Below are 17326 nucleotides of genomic sequence, written 5' to 3'. Positions count from 1 at the left end.
CCGGCGCTGCTGCCGGCGGGCCTCCATCCGGAGGATACCGAGATGAAACTCAAACCCGCCCCCGAACTCACCGTGTCCGGTTGGCTGAACACTGCGGAGCCGATGAGCCTGGCCGGCCTGCGCGGCCAGATCGTGCTGCTGGAAGCCTTCCAGATGCTGTGTCCGGGCTGTGTCTCGCATTCCCTGCCGCAGGCCCGGCGCATTGCCGAGCATTTCACCGCACACGGCGTCACCGTGATCGGCCTGCACAGCGTGTTCGAACATCATCAGGCCCAGGGTAGCCGCGAGGCACTGGCCGCCTTCCTGCACGAATACCGGATCGCCTTTCCCGTCGCGATGGATGCGCCCGGAGATGCGCCCGGTGAGCGGGGCGGCCTGCCCCGCACCATGGCCGCCTATGCCATGCAAGGCACGCCGACGACGATATTGATCGACCGTCAGGGCCGCATCCGGCGGCACAGTTTCGGTGCGGTCACCGATCTCGCACTCGGCGCCGCGATCGGCGTACTCCTCGCCGAGGGCGATCCCGGCTCCGCGCCGGACGCAAGCGATCCCGAAATGGCGTGCACGCCCGAGGGATGCCCTGCGCCCTGACCCCGTCCCGGTCTGCGGCCAAAAAAAGACCCGGTCCGCCGCAGCGAACCGGGTCAGTCTGACGTCTCGAGGCCGGGGAGGACATGGCCTGGACGCGAAACGGTTCAAAACAGGTCGGGGGCGAGCGCCGCAACCCCTTACAGCCCTCACCCCCGTTTCCGGCCCCCAACCGGCCGAACCATGAGCCGGTATCAGCCGCCGACGGACTCGCCGTGGAGGCTGGTATCGAGGCCGGAGACTTCGGATTCCTCGTCGACGCGCAGGGTCATCAGCTTCGACAGGACAAACAGGATGGCGAAGGTGACGGCGCCGCAATACATGGCCGCGGCGAGGGCGCCCCAGGTCTGGGTCCAGATCTGCAGGAGATTGCCCTCGATGGCGCCCGGCGCGCCGCCGATGGCTTCGCTGGCAAAGACGCCTGTCAGAATGGCACCGACCAGACCGCCCACACCGTGCAGGCCGAACGCGTCGAGTGCGTCGTCGATCTTCAGCGTTTTCTTCAGGGCGGTGACGCCCCAATAGGCCGCAAAGGCCCCGCCGGCACCGACGAAGAATGCGGCCCAGGCCGGCACGAAACCGGCAGCCGGGGTAATCGCGACCAGGCCGGCCACGGCACCGGAAGCGGCACCGAGCACGCTGGCCTTGCCGCGCAGGATCCATTCCAGACCCATCCACACCAGGACGGCCGTTGCGGTGGCGAGCTGGGTGGTGACCAGGGCATGTGCCGCCGCGCCGTCGGCCGCCAGCGCGGACCCGCCGTTGAAACCGAACCAGCCGACCCAGAGAATGCCGGCGCCGGCAACCGTCAGCACCAGATTGTCCGGCGCCAGGTTGGATCCGGGATAGCCCCGGCGCGGGCCGACGAATTTCGCGAGCACCAGACCGGCCACACCGGCATTGATGTGCACCACGGCGCCGCCGGCAAAGTCGAGCACGCCCGCCTCGCCCAGGAAGCCGCCCCCCCACACCCAGTGGCAGATCGGCGCATAGACCAGCACGACCCAGACGGCCGAGAACACCATGAAGGCGGAGAATTTGATCCGCTCGACCGCCGCACCGGCGATGATCGCGACGGTGATGATGGCAAAGGTCAGCTGGAACATCAGGAAGAGGTTTTCCGGCAGGTCGCCGGACATCGTGTCCGGGGCGATCCCCGCCATGCCGATCCGGCCCAGCCCGCCGACAAAGGCGTTCAGCGCGCCGCCGTCCGAGAAGGCGAGCGAATAGGCGATCAGCGCCCACAGCACGGTGACGATGGCCGCCGCGCCCACACTCTGCATCAGCGTGGACAGCACATTCTTGCGGCGCACCATGCCGGCATAGAAAAGCGCCAGCCCCGGCAAGGTCATGAACAGGACCAGGGCGGTCGAGGTCAGGATCCAGGCATTGTTTCCAGTGTCCATGCGGGGCCTCCGGCGAGCGCTTGTTTGCTTCTTGCTATCTGGCCAAAAGCTAGGCGCCGGATTTTCCGGGTGTCGACGTCGCTGCGGAAAATTCGCGGTTTTGCGCCGGGTGCGCTGCACAATCGGGCAGGTCTGCCCGTTTTTCGGGCGGCGGCCCGGGCACGGCAATGCGCGCATGGATTGATCGGGGGCGGGCATGCTTTACGCTGGCGAAAAGTCGGGAAGAAAGAGTCGGGAACCGTGACAGACAGCGTCATCCGGGCGACCGGTTACTGGGCCCCGCCCAGTGTCATCGACAATGACGAGCTCGTCGCGAGCTATAATGCCTATGCCGGGCGGTTCAACGCAGAACACGCCGCAGCCATTGCGGCTGGCGAGATCGAGCCTGTCCCGCTGTCCAGCACCGAATTCATCGTCAATGCCTCCGGCATCCAGCGCCGGCATGTCTACGAGAAGTCCGGCATTCTGGACATCGACCGCATGGTGCCGCAAATCCCGCCGCGCCCGATCGAGGATGTCTCGGTGCAGGCCGAGTTCGCGATGAAGGCGGTGACGCCGGCGCTGGAAGCGGCCGGCTATGACGGGTCGGACATTGACGGCGTCATCGTCGCCTCCTCGGCCCAGCAACGCAATTTCCCGGGCCTTTCCTGCGAGATCCAGAACATTATCGGCTCGGACGGTTTCTCCTTCGACCTGACCATGGCCTGCGCCTCGGCGCTCTACGGGCTGCACATCGCCAATGGCATGATCCGCTCGGGCCAGGCGAAACGCCTGCTGATCTGTTCGCCGGAGCTGATGACCTGCATCAATGTGCACTCGCGCCGCGAGGTGCACTTCATCTTCGGCGACGCTTCGGCGGCGATGATCGTCGAGGCCGATGACGGCCGCCCGGGCGGCTGGGACGTGCTGGGCACCCATGCCCAGAACAAGTGGTCCTCGGCGCTGCGCTCGGATTTCGGCTTTATCAACATCGCCGAACGCCAGGTCGACCCGGATTATGAGCCGCATCTCGACCAGGACGGCCACCGCGTCTTCAAGGATGTGGTCGGCTTCGCGCCCACCGTGGCGCGCACCCTGATGGAGGATATCGGCCTGGCACCGGAGGATGTGCGCCGCACCTGGCTGCACCAGGCCAATATCCGCATGGTCGACATGATCGCCAAACGCATTCTCGGCCGCGACCGGACCGAGGAGAATGCACCGGCCATCCTGACCGAGTACGGCAATACGTCCTCCTCCTCCGTCGTGATGAATTTCCAGATGAATTCCGACGATATGAAAGCCGGCGAGACCGGCGTGATGTGCGCCTTTGGTGCCGGTTACGGTGTCGGCGCGGCTGCCGTGAGGAAACGCTGATGCGCCCGATACACACCCTGGCCGCACTGGCCGGCCTGAGCCTGATCGCTGCCTGTTCCGACCCCGCGCCCGAACCGGAAGCCGCCGACGGTCCGGACGCCATGGAAGATACCGCCGCCCCGCAACAGGCCGCAGAGGACACCGCCCAGGCGGACGCCGAGGACGAGGCCGAAACCGCCGGCCTGCCGGGTGTCGACATCTACATCGCGCCGCTCAGCTGGGTCGGCAATATCCCGGCCATCGGCACGCTGACCAATGCCACCGCGCGGCACGGCTATGACAACCAGCCCGCCTTCACCGAAGACGGTACCGGCTTCTACTTCACCTCGGGCGACAGCGAGCACACCGATATCTGGCGCTGCAGCCTGGACTGTTCGGTACGTACGCAGATCACCGACACGCCCGATGCCGGGGAATACTCGCCGCGGCCGACCCCGGCCGGCGGCGCCCTCTCCTACATCTACCAGGCGCCCGGCGGGTATGGCGGCGAGGTCTGGCTGGACGCACCGGATGGCGGCAATGCCCGCTCGGCCTCCGGCGTCGGCCCGAACGGCTATTACGCCTTCAATGCCGACATGACCCGGCTGGCCGTGTTCAGCCTGGACGAGGGCTTCACGCTGAAAGTCTTCGGCCGGTTCGAGGATACGGAGATTGTCACTGTCGCCGAAAACATCGGCCGGGCCCTCTATGCCGCGCCGGACCATGACAGCGTCTACTTCACCCTGCCGCGCGAGGATGGCGGTTTTGCCGTCTACGAGACCGGCTTCGACGGCGCGGCGCCGGAGCACCGTTTCGATCTGCCCGGCGAGACCCAGGACTATGCCGTCTTCACCCTGCCGGACGGCTCGAACGGTTTCTTTGCGGTTGACGAGAATGTGTTGATGACGCGCACGCTGGACACCCCCTGGCACGCGGTCGCCGATCTGGCCGTGCACGACATCAACGGCGTCACCCGCCTCGCCGTCAGCCCGGACCGCCGCCATATCGCCCTCGTCGCGAACGATCCGGCCGGCGAATAGCCGGCGCCGCGATCATGCAGGAACACGGGCGGCACACGACCATCGTCGAGATCCAGCACCTGCGCATGGTCGCGGTCCTGCTGGTCGTGCTTGCCCATATCCACCAGGCCGATGCGCGTTTCTTCACCGCACCGCTACTCGGCCAAAGCGCCTATTTCGGTTTTGCCGGTGTGGACGTCTTCTTCGTCCTGTCCGGCTTCATCATCCACCATCTCTACCGCGACCATCGCGGGCTGGATGTGCGCTATTTCCTCAAGCGGCTGAACCGGATCTTCCCGCTCTACTGGATCTTCACCGGGCTGACGCTGGCGGGCTATCTCGTCTTCGGCGACAGCCTGACCCGCTCCGTTGCCGAGCTCGACCTCATCGCCTCGCTGACCCTGATCCCGCATCATGACCTGCCGATCCTGCTGGTCGGCTGGACGCTGACGCACGAGCTCTACTTCTATGCCCTGTTCGGATTGGCGCTGGCCCTGCCGACCGCCTGGCGAGTGCGGGCAGCCGCGCTGTGGGCGGCGGCAACGATTGCCGCGGTCTTCCTGATGCCGCGCGATGTCTCGCCCTGGCTCACCGTCGCCTTCAGCCCGTTCAACCTGCTCTTCCTGTCCGGCATTGCGCTCTCTGTGCTGCGCGACCGGCTGCCGGCACGGCGCTGGCCGCTGACGGTGGTCGCGCTGGCCGGGATGATTGGCGGGCTGATCTGGACCCATGGCGGTGGGCTGGAGGCCATCAACGCGGCCACCGTACGCGTGCCGGTCTTTGCTCCCTTCGCCATCGGCATCACGGCAGCCTGGCTGGCCTGGAAACCGCACCTGCCCGCCCTCGCCGCGCGCATCGGCGACTGGTCCTATGCGATCTATCTGGGCCATCTCCTGGCGATCAGCGCCCTGGCACGCCTGCTGCCCGACAGCCTGTGGAGCCCGCTCTTCTATCTCGTCGCCCTGGCCGCCTGCATCACCCTGGGCTGGCTGACCCATATCGCCGTCGAGATGCCTCTCCTGAAAGCCGGCCGGCGGCTGATCGACCGGTATGCACCGCCGCCCCGCGACAGGGCCGGCGATTGAAAGTATCCGACCCCGCTCCTGCCCCCCGGGGCCCCGAGTAAGACGCCCCCAAAACACCTGCCCCGCTTGCTGGTTGAGCCACAAACCCCGTACTGCGAATGCGTGTTATTCGCAGTACGGGGCCAAACCCTTTCGCTTTTCGAACCGGCTATTCAGTTCGAAAGGAACGTGTCAGTCGCGCGTCTTGCGGGTGTGGAAGTCGAGCTCGAAGTCACCGGAGCGGACGCGCAAACGCGTCTCCTCGGTGCGGGGCCTCGATCCCGGAAACAGTATCCTGGCCAGCCCGGCCAACCACGGCAAGAGGCGCATCCAACACGACAGATCGTCCATGGGGCATCCTCAAACGAAGAAAGCCCGCCGGAGGGGCGGGCTTTCGATACAGACCTCTTAGTCTGGATTTCGGACATTAGCACGCAGAATACACACGATCAAGTGTTATCTGCCCCTCGAAACACAAGATATAGCCTAAACGGCCGTGGCCTCGGTGATGCGGTAGGTCAGGTCGTCGCCATCGGCTTCGTGGATGGTGAGATAATCGCCGACGCGCATCGTGTGGTCGCCGAGGCGGAAGACCGGCTCGTCCGGCCCCTCATCCTCCTCGTCATAGCGGAAAAACCAGTGCGAACCGCGATGGGAGAGCCAGCCATCGGCCTTGTCGTCCGGATCGGGTGAGAAGCGGTCGACGGTGCATTTTTCCTTGTTGGCCCGCCACAAGTCGAGATCGAGCCGGCCGGCGCCGTCCAGCGGTGCGACCACGACATAGCCGTGCGCATCGTCACCATCGGGATAGCCGGCATCCGGATTGCGGCCCAGCCGCATCACCACACGTGTCAGACCCATCTCGGCCTCCTGTTTCAGATCGGCGATTATCGCACTCCCATTTCGCGGGCGGGTCAATCCGTTCCGCAAGGATGCGGCGATCTCACGCACGCGCCCGTCCTGCCCCTTGATGGGGCAGGACGCACATTCACGTCCCTATCGCGAGCGCACGACCGGCAGTTCGATATAGGAGGCCCGCTCGGACGAATGGTGCACCGAATTCGTCGCCACACGGCCCTCGCTCTCGTCGTAATTATTGCCGCCCGTATTCAGATTGCGCACGAATTTCGGGAAGTTGGACGAGGTGATCTCCACCTGGATGCGATGGCCCGGCTGAAAGACGATGCTCGACGTCATCGGCGTGAAATCCAGTTCGTAGACCTCGCCCTCTTCCATCATTTCCGGCGTGTCATAGCCATTGCGATAGCGGGCCCGCAGCATGGTGTCGTCGACGATATAGGCCGTGCCGTCCGGGGCGACATCGACCAGCTTGACGGCGAAGTCGGTATCCGGCGCGTCCGAGGAGACATACAGCACGGCATCGATGAAGCCGGTCACATCCAGCGGCTCGGTCAGCACGTCGGACGTATAGACCAGTACGTCGTCGCGCACCTGGACCGGCCGCTGGTCGCGCGCGCCGGGATGCACGATGCCCCCATTACAGCAATCGCCGCCGCCAATGGTCCGCACGGGCACCATGGGATCATAGACATAGGTATCGGCGGGCTGCTCGCCGCCCGGCGCCTCGAAGCTCAGCCGCCCGTCGCCATAGCGGCTGTTCGCGTCTCCGCCGGAATGCAGATAGAGCCGCACCGGCTCGGCCGCGGCCGGCGGCCAAGCATCGGCGCCGCGCCATTCATTCGCGCCCATCGCGTAGTACTGCACGCGCGGCGTATCGCGGTCCCAGGCATTGCGCTCGCCCTTCAGCCAGCGGTCGAACCAGGCGAAGATCAGCCCCGTCGTGTCGAAGCTGGTATCGCCGATATTGCGTTCGCCGACGACGGTATCGGGGCCGTAATTGAAGAAGTTGCAGTGCACATTGGGGCCGGCGACGACATACTGGTTGTCGCGCACGGCGCGGTCTGAGGCGTTCTCGCGGACATGGTTGTAAAGCGCCATGTTCGGGCCGATCGACACGTCATACCAGGAATTGAACCAGAGCGCGGGCACGCCCCAGTCCTCATTGTCGTGATAGAGCCCGCCCTCATACCAGCCCTGCGAGGCCGGGGTGCGGGTGATGAATTCGTCGAAGGTCGCCGGCGGCTCGCCCATCGAACTCATGATCTCCGACACGGGCAGATGCGCGATCTGTGTCGCCCAGTCGACTTCCGGCTTGTCGGTCGACAGGTCGTTATACTGCGCGATGCGGCTGCGGGTCGCCGCATCGAGCCCGGCCGGGATCTGGGCGCGCAGCGGATTGTCGACAGTGTAGAGCCAGGGATAGAAGAGGTTCCGCTCGGCACCGCCTGTGTACCAATTGCCCTGTTCGTGAAATTCGCCGACCCGGCCGATGCCGGCGCCGGACGCCATCGGCACCATCGCGACATGGGCCGGGTGGTCCATCGCCGCCAGCGCCAGCTGCCATTCCGCCGAGGAGGAACAGCCCCAGGTGCCAACCCGTCCGTTCGACCAGTCCTGCGCGGCCAGCCAGTCGAGCGCGTCATAACCGTCGGTGCGCGGATAGCCGAGGATCTCGAACTCGCCTTCGGAGAAATACCGGCCGCGCTCATTCTGGATCACGAAGGCATAGCCGCGATTGACCGCTTCCACCGCCATGCGCAGGCGGCTGCCGGACAGGGTGTTGAAATTGTAGGGGGTGCGCCAGAAGATCACCGGCACGTCCTCATCAGCCTCGCGCGGGCGGTAGATATCCGTCGACAGGCCGATTCCGTCGCGCATCGGCACGAGGACTTTCGTCTCGGCCGTCGCCATCCGCGCCAGCTCGGCGCGCAGCGCATCCTCGGAATAGTTGGAATAGTCCTGGGCCAGGGCCGGCGCCGTCAAAACAGCCACGGCCACAAGTGTCGAAATCAGTCGCATCTTTTCCCCCGGAGTTCCGGTCTCACGAACCGTTCTGGTCGGCGCAGAGTGAACCCCATGACCGCGCGGTGCAAGGCAGGCCGGCGCGGTGTTCCCTACAGCGCAAGACCCGGGCTGACAGTGCGCAGAGTGGAGTGATGGCAGCATCAATGCTATCTCCGCTCTCCGCCAAACCGGAGGTCCGACCCGCATGCCTGCTGCCGCCCGCAAGAAAGCCGTTGCACCGCGCGCCTGGCAGCGCATGATTTCCGGCCGCCGGCTCGACCTGCTCGATCCCTCACCCTTCGATGTGGAGATCGAGGACATCGCCCACGGGCTGGCCCGGGTGGCGCGCTGGAACGGGCAGACCCATGGCGATCATGCCTTTTCCGTCGCCGAACACTCGGTCGTCGTGCTCGACATTCTCGACCACCTCTATCCGGATCTCGAGCAGAAATGGCGCCTCGCCGCGCTGCTGCACGATGCCTCCGAATACGTGATCGGCGACATGATCAGCCCGTTCAAGGCCGCGCTGGGCGTGAACTATCGCGAGTTCGAGGACCGGCTGGAAGCGGCAATCCATCTGCGTTTCGGCCTGCCGCCGAAACTGCCCAAGGAAGCCAAGCGCAAGATCAAGCGGGCCGATGTGATCTGCGCCTATTTCGAGGCGACCCAGATCGCCGGCTTCAGCCATGACGAGTCGGTGAAATTCTTCGGCCGGCCGCCGGCCGGGCTGGAAATCGAGATCGTGCCGAAATCGGTAAAACAAGCCCAGGTGCTCTTCCTCGACCGCTTCGAGACCGTGCTGGACCAGTTCGAAGGGCAGCGCTGATGCAGCCGGCCGGCCAGTCCATCTCCGTCGGCCTCAACGCGGTGATCCTCTCGGTCGACGGCGACACACCGCAGCTTCTGATCGTGCCGCAGGAGGGCGGCGGGGTCGCCCTGCCCTTCGGTCCCTTCGATCCAGCCCGGCACCGCACGTTCGAGATCGGCCTGCGCCGCTGGGTGGCCGAACAGGCCCACTTCCAGCTGGGCTATGTGGAACAGCTCTACACCTTCGGAGATCGTGGCCGCGAAGCCCCGGTCGCCGCGATGTCCGGCTCGGGGGACGCCCGCATCGTGTCGATCGGCTATCTCGCGCTGACCCCCGACAAGAGCACGCCGCCCGATGGCGGCGGACGCTGGCGGGGCTGGTACGACTTCTTCCCCTGGGAAGACTGGCGCGAGGGCAAGCCGGCCCTGATCGATACCGAGATTATTCCGCGCCTGTCAGCCTGGGCCGACGAAGCCGGCGTGCCCGGCCGCCGTGCCTCGCGTCATGACCGGCTGAAGACCGTCTTCGGGGTTGGCGGCGGGGGCTGGAACGAGGAACGCGTGCTCGACCGCTACGAGCTGCTCTATGAAGCCGGCCTCGTCGCCGAGGCCGCGCGCGACGGCCAGGTTGAAAACCCCTCGCAATGCCCGGCCTTCGGCCTCTCGATGGCCTCTGACCACCGGCGCATCCTGGCGACGGCCATCTCGCGCCTGCGCGGCAAGATCAAATACCGTCCCATCGTCTTCGAGCTGATGCCCGACCTGTTCACACTGTCGGCATTGCAACAGGTGGTCGAGGCTATTGCAGGATACCGGCTCCACAAGCAGAACTTCCGCCGCGCGCTGGACCGTACGGGATTCGTCGAGGGGACGGGCCGGATGGAAAGCCGCACGGGCGGCCGTCCGGCCGAGCTTTTCCGCTACCGCCGTGAAGCGCTGGCGGGTCTGCCCTCTCTGGGTCTGGCCATTCCCAGATTGCGTGACGGGTAATTAGAGTTGCAGCTGAGAGTTGTTCAGGCTTACAATGCAGGCGATTGACGATAGTTCGAGTACCTTGAGGGGGGTAGCTATGAGCGGGACAGCGATCAGTAATGCATTGCTGGCATTAGCAATCTGCGCCACTGTTGCGCTTGCCTTGCGCCTGATTGCTGCAGAGTTCTACCTGCCCGCCATTCCGGTTATCCTCATTGTCGCTGCCATTATCGGGATCATGCCGCGCACGGGACTGGCGCAAATCCAGATTCTGGTTCCCGCTGCCTTTGGCGTTGCCGCGGTGGAAGTGCTGATGGTCAATGGTATTCCCTTGGCGCCGGCCTTGGCCCTCGCGCTTGGGCTGGCATCATTGGGGAGCGGTGCCTGGCTCTCCGGCCTGCGTCCCAGCGCCGCGCACTGATCACCTTCATTTCGAAAATCGCATCGCGGGAGATCGCGTCGCACGCCTGCACCTTGCACTGTGCTCAGGGTGAGCATATATACGGATCACGTTAAAGCTCATTTCGAGCATAAGGGCGGCACCTCAAAACAGCCGCCCAATTTCGGGCCCCAATATTGCTCATATTGAGCAAAAGGGAGGAGAGAATGGATCGATTGAACTGGGACGGCACGCCTGAAGGGTTTGAACAGTCCCGGCCGGAACTGGCGTATACGGACGGGGTCAAGGCCGCGACGGACCATCTCTACGAGAAGGTGAAGGACATCATCACCCCGATGGAGTGGCCGGCCAAGGCACCGCTGATCCACGCCATCAACCAGCTGAAGGCGGAAAAGAACGCCGTCATTCTCGCCCACAACTACATGACCGCCGACATTTTCCACTGCGTCGGCGATCTGATGGGCGACAGCCTGGCGCTGGCCCGCATGGCCGCCGAGAGCGAGGCCGACATCATCGTCCAGGCCGGCGTCCACTTCATGGCCGAGACCGCCAAAGTGCTCGCGCCGGAGAAGAAAGTGCTGATCCCGGACACCCGCGCCGGCTGCTCGCTCGCCTCCTCGATCACCGGCGAGGATGTGCGCCGTATCAAGGCTGCCTATCCCGGCGTGCCCGTCGTCACCTATGTGAACACCTCGGCCGATGTGAAGGCCGAGTGCGATATCTGCTGCACCTCCTCCAACGCCGTACAAGTCGTCGAGAGCCTGGGCGCCGACACGGTGATCCTGCTGCCCGACCAGTATCTCGCCAAGAATGTCGCCGCCCAGACCGATGTGCGCATTCTCACCTGGGCCGGCAGCTGCGAAGTGCACGAGAAGTTCACTGCGCAGGACGTTCAGGACCTGCGCGACGCCCATCCCGGCGTGCTCATCATCACCCACCCGGAAAGCCCGCTCGAGGTCGTCCAGGCCGCCGACTATGCCGGCTCCACCGCTGCCATGGCCGACTATGCCCGCACTTCCGGGGCGAAGAAGGCCGTGCTGCTGACCGAGTGCTCGATGAGCGACAATGTCGCCGTCGAAGTGCCCGAGGTGCAGTTCATCCGGCCGTGCAATCTGTGTCCGCACATGAAGCGGATCACGCTGGAAAACATCTATGACTGCCTGCGTCTGGAACAGCATGAAGTGACCGTGCCCGACGATGTGATCGACGGCGCCCGCCGCTCCGTCCAGGCCATGCTCGACCTGCCCAAGCCCGACAAGCCCGCCAGCTTCGACCCGGCCAAACAGGAAAAGCCCGTGGACCTGGTCTCGATCTAGGAGGACGGCCATGACCCGTCCCGTCCTCATCTGCGGTGCCGGTATTGCCGGGCTGTGGGCGGCGTTGAAACTGGCGCCGCGTCCGGTCCTGTTGCTGACCGGCGCACCGCTGGGTGACGGCGCAGCCTCCGGCTGGGCCCAGGGCGGGGTCGCGGCCGCGCTGGCCGATGATGACAGCGCCGCCCTGCATACCGCCGACACGATCACCGCCGGTGCCGGACTGGTCGATCAGGATGCGGCGCGGGCGCTGGCCGAAGGTGCCGCACAGGAAGTCCGCGAGCTTGCCGCCCTGGGCGCGCCTTTCGAGCGCCGGGGCGAGACCTGGTCGCTCTCCCGCGAAGCCGCCCATGCCCGCCACCGGGTCGCCCGGGTGAAGGGCGACGGCGCCGGGGCCGCAATCATGGCCACCCTGATCGACGCCGTGCGCCGGGCGCCGCACATCGAGATCCGCAATGGCTGGAAAGCCGCCGCGCTGCTGGGCGATGCTGCGGGCTGTACGGGCGCGCTGGCCCGCTTACCGGACGGGCAAACCGAAGCGATCGAAGCCGGCGCCACCATCCTCGCCATGGGCGGGGCGGGCGGCCTGTTTGCACTCACCACCACACCGGCCGGTGCCCAGGGCCAGGCCATGGCAATGGCCGCACGCCTGGGCGCGGTGATCCAGGACCCCGAATTCGTCCAGTTTCACCCGACTGCCCTCAATGCCGGCCTCGATCCGGCCCCCCTGTGCACCGAAGCCCTGCGCGGGGAAGGCGCGACCCTGGTCGACCGCACGGGCCACCGCTTCATGAAAGCCGTCCACGCCGATGCCGAACTCGCCCCGCGCGATGTCGTCGCCCGGGCGGTGCACCGGCAGAACCTCTCCGGCAAGGGCGCTTTCCTCGATTGCCGCACCGCGATCGGCGAGGCTTTCCCGGAAGAATTCCCTGCCGTTTTCGCGGCTTGCATGCAGGCCGGTATCGATCCGCGCCGCGAACTTATCCCCGTCGCCCCCACAGCCCATTATCATATGGGTGGCGTGATGACCGATATCGACGGAGCAACCAGCATCCCCGGCCTCTATGCCATCGGCGAATGCGCCTCGAGCGGCCTGCACGGCGCCAACCGTCTCGCCTCCAACTCGCTGGCCGAGGGTCTGGTGAGTGCGGCGCGGGTGGCCAGAATTTTGCCGGAACGCAAGTCCAGCGGCGGCGCTGTCGCGCCAGCGCCGGATCTTCCGCCCGAGCTGCCCGCCGACGCACTTGCGGCACTCCGCGCCGCCATGAGCCGGGCCTGCGGTGTGGAGCGGAATGGTGGCGCTATGGTGCAGCTATATGACCTCATTGATGGTCTTGTGCGCACACATGGTGACGCGGATGCATTGCTTGCGGCACGCTTCATCGTCACCGGCGCCCTCAACCGGAATGAAAGCCGGGGCGGCCATTTCCGCACCGATTGCCCCGCCACGGACACCGTGGCACAGCATACCCGGATGACCCTGGCCGACCTTGCCGCCCGCACCGAAATTCCGGCCCGCTACCGCGAACCCGCCGAATAGGACGCCATGCCCGTTTCCCCCCTGCCCCGCTTTGTCGTCACCGACGCCGTCACCCGTGCTTTCGCCGAAGACCAGGGCGGCCGTGGCGATGTGACCTCGCTGGCCTGCATCCCGGAAATCCAGGAGGCAAAATTCTATTTCGTTGCCCGCGACGCCGGTGTGATCTGCGGCCTGCAGCCGGCCGTGGAAGCGATCTGGCAGATGGATCCGGATGCGCTGGTGAATGTCCAGGTGCGCGACGGCGACAGCGTGAAGGCCGGCGAGGTGCTCGCCGCCGTCAACGGTCAGGCCCGCGCCCTGCTCTCGGCCGAGCGGATTGCCCTGAACTTTCTGGGCCGGATGAGCGGCATCGCCACCTTCACCCGCCGCTATGTCGACGCCGTCGCCGGGACCAAGGCCCGCATCGCCCACACCCGCAAGACCACGCCGGGCTTCCGCGCGTTCGAACTCCAGGCCGTCCAGGCCGGCGGCGGCGCGCTGCACCGCTACGGCCTGGATGACGCCATCCTGATCAAGGACAATCATGTCGCTGTCTGTGGCGGGGTGGCCGAGGCCGTGAAGGCCGCGCGCGACCATGCCGGCCACATGACCCGCGTCGCCGTGGAGATCGACCGGCTCGACCAGCTCGACACCGCCATCGGCGCCGGCGCCGAAAGCGTGCTGCTGGACAATTTCCCGCTCGACGATCTGCGCGCCGCCGTAGCCGCCGCCAGCGGCAAGGTCACGCTGGAAGCGTCCGGCGGGGTCAATCTCGATACGGTGCGCGATATCGCGCAGACCGGTGTCGATGTAATCTCGGTCGGCGCGCTGACCCATTCGGCGCCCAATTTCGATATCGGCCTGGACGAGGCCTGAGGGGAGAGCAACACATGTTCAATCACATCATGGTCGGCGCCAGCGACATCGAGCGCTCGAAAACCTTCTACGACGCAGTCCTGGGCACGCTGGGTGCCGGCGAGGCCCTGCGCAATGAAGCGCCGACGGGACATGTGCGCTATTTCTACCGGCATGACGGCAACACATTCGGCATTTCCGAGCCGATCAATGGCGAAACGGCCTGCGGCGCCAATGGCGGCACGATCGGCTTCAAGTGTACGTCAGCGGAACAGGTGAAGGCTTTCCACGATGCCGGCATCGCCCATGGCGGCACCTCGATCGAGGACGCACCGGGCCTGCGCGAAACCAGTATGGGACCGATGCACCTGGCCTATGTCCGCGACCCCGACGGCAACAAGCTCTGCGCCCTCTACCGGGTGAAATAGGGGCGGCGGGAACACGTCTTTTGCGGGTTCCGGCGACGTGATACACTTCATCAAATGTGATTACAAAGCCGGGATTATGAAAAATATATCGATCCGCATCGACGATGCCGCCATCGACAAGCTCGACACCCTGGCCAAGGCTCAGGACCGGTCCCGCAACTGGGTCGTCAAGGAAGCCCTGCAACAATATTTCGATCAGCAGGACTGGATGGTTGAAGCCATCAGGGACGGCATCCGCAATGCCGATGACGGCAAGACGGTGCCGCACGACCAGGTCGTCGCCGAGATCGACACATTGATCGAGGCGGCGCGCAAGGCATGACAATCGCTTGGTCCGTCCGCGCGAAGGACGACCTGGTTGCCATTTTCACCCGGATTTCCGCCGACAATATCGACGCCGCCGCCCGTCTTCGCGATCACATATTCAAAGCCGTCGGTATGCTGGGCACTTACCCGTCGATGGGCCGCTCCGGGCGCGTCGCATCAACGCGGGAACTGGCCCTGCCGGGAACGGCCTATCTCATCGTCTATCGGCAGAAGGCGGATAACGTCGAGATCCTGCGCGTCCTTCACGGTGCCCGCGACTGGCCCTGACCGCTAGTCCAGCACCGCAGCGCCGGCTGCGCCCTTGGCGCGGATATCGTCCTCGCTGAGCCCGCAGATCTCGTGCGGGAAGACCAGCCAGTCATCGGTCTCCTCGACGAAGAAGTCCGGCATGCCGCCGGTGCGGTTCCGGGCCGGCTTGTAGAAGACGGTAGCGACCTTCACCTCGCCGGGATAATTGCGGCGGCACTTCTCCTGCAACACACGCTGAAGGGCCTCGATCGAGCGGCCGCTGTCGAAAACGTCGTCGACGATGAGCAGCCGGTCCTCCGCATTCAGCGTGTCGACCAGATAGCCCTCGCCGAACACGCGCACGACCGGCGCCTGCTCGTCGATCCCGGTATAGGAGGCTGTGCGAACAGCGATATGCTGGGTCTCCAGACCCCGGTATTCGAGATACTCCTGCACCGCGATCCCGACCGGCGCCCCGCCCCGCCAGACGGCGACGATATGGGTCGGCCGGAAGCCGGCATCGTGAATCTGGCGCGCCAGCCGGATACTGTCGACCAGCAGCCCGTCCGCGGAGATGTATCGCTTGTTCTGGACCATGCAGAAGGATCACCCGCTTCGCGCTGCATCTCAAGCACTTGCCCGCGCGCACATGCACTCTAGTCTGGCCGCGCAAGCCAATGGGGAAAGCCATGCGCCGAGAACGTCACCTGCCCGCCGGAACGGTCACCACGCATTTCGTTAAGAGCGAGGCGATTGCCAACAACATGCTCGGCGAGGACCTGACCCGGCGGATTGATGTCTACATCCCGCACGGCCACGATCCGGCGGGCCTGCCCCTCCTCGTCGACCTGGTCGGCTTCACCGGTGGCGGCCCGGCGCACACCAACTGGAAGAGCTTCGGGGAGAGCGCCCCCAGCCGTGCCCAGCGGTTGATCGATGACGGCGAGATGAAGCCCTGCGTCATCGCCTTCCCGGACTGTTTCACGCGCCTGGGCGGCAATCAGTACGTCAACTCGGCAGCGATGGGGAATTGGGACGATTTCCTGCTGCAGGAGGCCGTGCCGTTCATCGAGCGAACCTTCGGCTGCGGCGGTGAGGGCCGGCGCGGCGTGTTCGGCAAGAGCTCCGGCGGGTATGGCGCCATGGTCCATGCCCTGCTGCATCCCGGCTTCTGGTCGGCCGCGGCCTGCCATTCCGGCGATATGGGATTCGATCTGATGTTCGCCGCCGACTTTGCCTTCACCCTGCGGCGCCTCGCCAAGCATGGCGGGAATATCCAGGATTTCGTCGAGGCCTTCGAAACCTCGGACAAGGTCAATGGCGACGACCTGCACGCGATGATGATCCTGGCCATGGGCGCGACCTACGACCCCGACCCCGACGCCTTCCTGGGCATCCGCCTGCCGGTGACAACCGACACCTGCGAACGCATTCCCGAGCGTTGGGCCGAGTGGATGAAGTGGGATCCGCTGGAAATGCTGGAGGACCATGCGGAGGGGCTGAAATCCCTCAAGGGCTTGTTCATCGATTGCGGCGATGTCGACCAGTACAATCTCGTCTATGGCGCCCGCCGCATGAACAAGGCGCTCGCCGCCCGCGGCATCGACCATATCTATGAGGAGTTCCCGGACAACCACTCCTCGATCGACTACCGCATGGACCGGTCCCTGCCCTTCCTCGCCGAACGCCTCAGCGCATAAGGAGCATCAGACGATGAGCGCTCCGCACCGTGCGGAAAGCGGCTCGCCGGTGTCCGTGGTCAACACCTCGAGATGATTGGCGGAGGCCAGCCGCATCTGGGTCTGGAAATAGTAGCGCCCTGTCGGCACGCCGCCATCGTAGAGGTTGATCTGTACCTGCCGGACCGGCCCGAAGACAGCGATCCGCTGGCCGCGCAGCACGGCAATCGGGTCGCCCCCGAGCCGCAGCTCCAGTCGAGCCCGGACAGCGGGCAACAGCTCGACATTCAGGGAGTCACGGCTGCGATAGTCGCGAACCGAGTTGAGAAAACCATGCGCGCCGTCTTCGCCGGCTCCACACACGTCCATCTCGATCCACTGGGCCTCGAGCGGTGTGTGCGGCCGTTCGATCGACCGGCGAACCGCCTCCAGCGCACTGATTGCTCCGTCGGCGAAGGCCATCCCGCAAGCCGCCAGCATGGCAGCAAGACACACGACACGAACGAACATGACCCCCC

The 17326-nt window shown here is 65.5% G+C and carries 20 protein-coding genes; 14 read left to right on the top strand and 6 right to left on the bottom strand.

The window, feature by feature from the left end; genetic code table 11:
• The first annotated feature begins 42 nt into the window (after window positions 1–42).
• Window positions 43–594: a peroxiredoxin family protein gene (locus tag ACXAJV_RS05175; RefSeq protein WP_475082685.1), complete on the top strand. Its 552-nt coding sequence runs from the start codon at window positions 43–45 to the stop codon at window positions 592–594.
• 191 nt (window positions 595–785) lie between these two features.
• Here the strand turns inward: ACXAJV_RS05175 and ACXAJV_RS05170 are convergent, their stop codons facing one another.
• Window positions 786–1997, bottom strand: coding sequence for an ammonium transporter (locus ACXAJV_RS05170; RefSeq protein ID WP_475082682.1), 1212 nt, complete (start codon window positions 1995–1997; stop codon window positions 786–788).
• Window positions 1998–2237: 240 nt separating this feature from the next.
• On the opposite strand from ACXAJV_RS05170, the gene ACXAJV_RS05165 reads away from it, so the two are divergent.
• From ACXAJV_RS05165 to ACXAJV_RS05155, 3 genes are read left to right on the top strand one after another with little or no spacing between them, the layout of a single operon-like run.
• Complete coding sequence (locus ACXAJV_RS05165; RefSeq protein WP_475082679.1) at window positions 2238–3353, top strand: beta-ketoacyl-ACP synthase III; 1116 nt, start codon at window positions 2238–2240, stop codon at window positions 3351–3353.
• Window positions 3353–4372 (top strand): TolB family protein, encoded by a 1020-nt coding sequence (locus ACXAJV_RS05160; RefSeq protein ID WP_475082678.1) that lies wholly within the window; start codon window positions 3353–3355, stop codon window positions 4370–4372. Before ACXAJV_RS05165 ends, ACXAJV_RS05160 begins: the two co-directional genes overlap by 1 nt.
• A gap of 14 nt (window positions 4373–4386) precedes the next feature.
• Window positions 4387–5436 (top strand): acyltransferase family protein, encoded by a 1050-nt coding sequence (locus ACXAJV_RS05155; RefSeq protein WP_475082676.1) that lies wholly within the window; start codon window positions 4387–4389, stop codon window positions 5434–5436.
• 171 nt (window positions 5437–5607) lie between these two features.
• Here ACXAJV_RS05155 and ACXAJV_RS05150 read toward each other — a convergent pair whose 3' ends face one another.
• From ACXAJV_RS05150 to ACXAJV_RS05140, 3 genes are all read right to left on the bottom strand, one after another.
• Window positions 5608–5766 carry a hypothetical protein gene (locus tag ACXAJV_RS05150; RefSeq protein ID WP_475082673.1) on the bottom strand — a complete coding sequence of 53 codons (159 nt, stop codon included), beginning with the start codon at window positions 5764–5766 and terminating at the stop codon, window positions 5608–5610.
• A gap of 135 nt (window positions 5767–5901) precedes the next feature.
• On the bottom strand, window positions 5902–6276 hold the full coding sequence (locus ACXAJV_RS05145) for a hypothetical protein (protein WP_475082671.1): 375 nt from the start codon (window positions 6274–6276) through the stop codon (window positions 5902–5904).
• Window positions 6277–6411: 135 nt separating this feature from the next.
• Window positions 6412–8295, bottom strand: coding sequence for a CocE/NonD family hydrolase (locus tag ACXAJV_RS05140; protein WP_475082669.1), 1884 nt, complete (start codon window positions 8293–8295; stop codon window positions 6412–6414).
• Window positions 8296–8485: 190 nt separating this feature from the next.
• Between ACXAJV_RS05140 and ACXAJV_RS05135 the strand changes: the two genes are divergently transcribed.
• From ACXAJV_RS05135 to ACXAJV_RS05095, 9 genes are all read left to right on the top strand, one after another.
• Window positions 8486–9106 carry an HD domain-containing protein gene (locus tag ACXAJV_RS05135; RefSeq protein ID WP_475082667.1) on the top strand — a complete coding sequence of 207 codons (621 nt, stop codon included), beginning with the start codon at window positions 8486–8488 and terminating at the stop codon, window positions 9104–9106.
• Window positions 9106–10077 carry an NUDIX hydrolase gene (locus tag ACXAJV_RS05130; RefSeq protein ID WP_475082664.1) on the top strand — a complete coding sequence of 324 codons (972 nt, stop codon included), beginning with the start codon at window positions 9106–9108 and terminating at the stop codon, window positions 10075–10077. The genes ACXAJV_RS05135 and ACXAJV_RS05130 overlap by 1 nt, the downstream gene beginning before the upstream one ends.
• Window positions 10078–10156: 79 nt before the next feature.
• Complete coding sequence (locus ACXAJV_RS05125) at window positions 10157–10480, top strand: hypothetical protein (RefSeq protein ID WP_475082662.1); 324 nt, start codon at window positions 10157–10159, stop codon at window positions 10478–10480.
• Window positions 10481–10635: 155 nt separating this feature from the next.
• Window positions 10636–11775, top strand: coding sequence for a quinolinate synthase NadA (gene nadA, locus ACXAJV_RS05120; protein ID WP_475082660.1), 1140 nt, complete (start codon window positions 10636–10638; stop codon window positions 11773–11775).
• A gap of 10 nt (window positions 11776–11785) precedes the next feature.
• Window positions 11786–13312 (top strand): L-aspartate oxidase, encoded by a 1527-nt coding sequence (locus ACXAJV_RS05115; RefSeq protein ID WP_475082658.1) that lies wholly within the window; start codon window positions 11786–11788, stop codon window positions 13310–13312.
• Between the two features lie 6 nt (window positions 13313–13318).
• Window positions 13319–14167 (top strand): carboxylating nicotinate-nucleotide diphosphorylase, encoded by an 849-nt coding sequence (nadC, locus tag ACXAJV_RS05110; protein WP_475082655.1) that lies wholly within the window; start codon window positions 13319–13321, stop codon window positions 14165–14167.
• Window positions 14168–14181: 14 nt separating this feature from the next.
• Window positions 14182–14574 carry a VOC family protein gene (locus ACXAJV_RS05105; RefSeq protein WP_475082652.1) on the top strand — a complete coding sequence of 131 codons (393 nt, stop codon included), beginning with the start codon at window positions 14182–14184 and terminating at the stop codon, window positions 14572–14574.
• 76 nt (window positions 14575–14650) lie between these two features.
• Complete coding sequence (locus ACXAJV_RS05100; RefSeq protein ID WP_475082650.1) at window positions 14651–14896, top strand: CopG family ribbon-helix-helix protein; 246 nt, start codon at window positions 14651–14653, stop codon at window positions 14894–14896.
• Window positions 14893–15168, top strand: coding sequence for a type II toxin-antitoxin system RelE/ParE family toxin (locus ACXAJV_RS05095; RefSeq protein WP_475082648.1), 276 nt, complete (start codon window positions 14893–14895; stop codon window positions 15166–15168). Before ACXAJV_RS05100 ends, ACXAJV_RS05095 begins: the two co-directional genes overlap by 4 nt.
• 3 nt (window positions 15169–15171) lie before the next feature.
• Here ACXAJV_RS05095 and ACXAJV_RS05090 read toward each other — a convergent pair whose 3' ends face one another.
• Window positions 15172–15726: a phosphoribosyltransferase gene (locus ACXAJV_RS05090; RefSeq protein WP_475082647.1), complete on the bottom strand. Its 555-nt coding sequence runs from the start codon at window positions 15724–15726 to the stop codon at window positions 15172–15174.
• Window positions 15727–15818: 92 nt separating this feature from the next.
• On the opposite strand from ACXAJV_RS05090, the gene ACXAJV_RS05085 reads away from it, so the two are divergent.
• Window positions 15819–16829, top strand: a complete 1011-nt coding sequence (locus tag ACXAJV_RS05085; protein ID WP_475082645.1) for an alpha/beta hydrolase — start codon at window positions 15819–15821, stop codon at window positions 16827–16829.
• Between the two features lie 6 nt (window positions 16830–16835).
• Here ACXAJV_RS05085 and ACXAJV_RS05080 read toward each other — a convergent pair whose 3' ends face one another.
• Window positions 16836–17318, bottom strand: a complete 483-nt coding sequence (locus ACXAJV_RS05080) for a hypothetical protein (RefSeq protein ID WP_475082642.1) — start codon at window positions 17316–17318, stop codon at window positions 16836–16838.
• Window positions 17319–17326 lie beyond the last annotated feature (8 nt).

This window comes from Maricaulis sp. ABE4_448, from assembly GCF_056160825.1.
Note: the sequence above shows the minus strand (reverse complement) of the source record. Positions and strands in the feature narration are given on the sequence as shown.